The sequence below is a fragment of the Tabrizicola sp. genome, from assembly GCF_030694085.1.
In the GTDB taxonomy this organism is placed as follows: Bacteria; Pseudomonadota; Alphaproteobacteria; order Rhodobacterales; family Rhodobacteraceae; genus Tabrizicola.
In genome coordinates, this window is the sequence record NZ_JAUXZE010000067.1 from 1 (window position 1) to 1716 (window position 1716).

Annotated in this window: 3 protein-coding genes; all 3 read right to left on the minus strand. The window is 61.8% G+C overall.

What is annotated here, in order from left to right; all coding sequences use genetic code 11:
• On the minus strand, positions 1-930 hold a 930-nt coding region (locus Q8M85_RS15200; protein ID WP_305546125.1), incomplete at its 3' end, for a transposase.
• Between the two features lie 51 nt (positions 931-981).
• Positions 982-1341, minus strand: coding sequence for an IS66 family insertion sequence element accessory protein TnpB (gene tnpB, locus Q8M85_RS15205; protein ID WP_305546127.1), 360 nt, complete (start codon positions 1339-1341; stop codon positions 982-984).
• Positions 1335-1646, minus strand: coding sequence for a hypothetical protein (locus Q8M85_RS15210; RefSeq protein ID WP_305546130.1), 312 nt, complete (start codon positions 1644-1646; stop codon positions 1335-1337). Before Q8M85_RS15210 ends, tnpB begins: the two co-directional genes overlap by 7 nt.
• Positions 1647-1716 lie beyond the last annotated feature (70 nt).

Below are 1716 nucleotides of genomic sequence, written 5' to 3' on the forward strand. Positions count from 1 at the left end.
GTGGCCTGTGGGCGCGTAGCCGAAGAAGGACCAGCGCTCGTCGCCGAGAAGATTCCAGAGCGTGGCGTGGCGGATTCCGCGTGCGATTTTAGGGTCCAACACGCGCATCGAGGTCGCATCAGAGCCGACGACTTGGCTCGCCACACAGCGATGAAAAACGTGATCCACGACCGGCTGCAGTCGATCGATCAGCGCATGAACGTTGCGCGCAAGCGTGTTCGCCGAGAGCGGTACGCCTTGTGATCGCGCCTCACGCGCCATGCGCTCGAAGGGCACGGCGTTGCCGAAGTGATCGACTGTCGCGTCGATGAGCATGTCCGTCCCGAGAAATCCCCCGTCGATGACGGTGTCAACGGGCTCGGCTGCGACGCTCTGCTGCTGACAACACGCGCACGCGAGCCGCTCTCGAAGGATCAATCGCACAAACCAATGCGCAGGAATTCGCTCTAGAATTTCTCGCCTGATCCACTGTTTCAGCGTCATCTCAAGACCGCATCGATTGCATGCGCGCTGGCCGTCTGGGACTAAGATCTTCTCTTCTTTGCGCTGAATATTTTCAGGAAGTTTGCCTCGACCGTGCTCGTCGCGGCGGGTGTTTTTTTCGCGTCGTCGCTTGTCGTCTTTGGGCTCAGGTTTCTTGGGAGCGTTGTCGTTGGCTGCGCTCCAATCGAAGCCCGGAAGCATGACTTGCAGCCTCGCGAACTTCTCGTTGTCTCCGTTGCGACGCTTGCGCACGCGCATGCGTTCGACCAGGTCATTCTGGGTCTTCCAGAGCCGCGAGATCAACGCGAGCAGCCAGTGAACGAGCGTTGCAACCGCGCCCGATGCGATCATGGACTCGATAAAGACACGCAACGCAGAAGCGTCCTGAGCGTCGATCGCGGGAGCTTCGATCGTGGGCTCTGCGCGTGTTGTCGAGTGCTTCGCCATCGCCTCGGATAGACGCGTGGGACGCGACGAAAATTCCACGGAGAGGCGCGATTATCTTGGCGAAATCAGGCGAGGCGACCAGGCCGGCCGACGCCTCGCAACGCTCATGTCGAGGCCACCGAGGAGCGCGAGGAGCTCGTCGTAGCCGATCTCTGTGTGGGTCGCGTCAAAGCGTGAAGGCTTGAAGGTTCCGCGCTCGAGTCTCTTGAGCGTGAGGACATAACCGTTGCGATCCCAGAACAAAACGCGCGCACGGTCAGCGCGTCGCGAGAGAAAAACGAAGAGGTGTCCATGCAGCGGATCCCGGCCAAATTGCAATCGAATGAGCGCGACGAGGGAGTCGAGTCCCTTGCGCCCATCGACGCGATCGCGCGCGAGAAAGACCAGCGTGCTGCTGGGCAAACTCAGCACGCGCGCTGCCTCTGCGCGATCGCGACGACGATCTCGGCGATGCGCTCTGCGCTGATGTCCTCACGAACGCGAAGCACAACAGGACCGATCTCGAGCTCCACGGTTGCGCCGCCACGCACACGGACCGGGACGAATAATTGGGCGCTTTGGGGCTCGCCCAAACGCGCACGCCAGTAGGTGATGCGGTGCGCGGACACGCCGTTTTCCCGCGCAAACGCTGCCACGCTTTGCCTCGACGCTGCCAAGCGCGCGAGCACCTCACGCGCTTCGCCCTCGGACCACTGACGCCATCTTCGATTGGACACAGATTGCCTCCGTGTCCCTGGATTACCGCGGCGAAGAGTTGCGCGGCACCCGCGTCGACGGAGGGGTTAC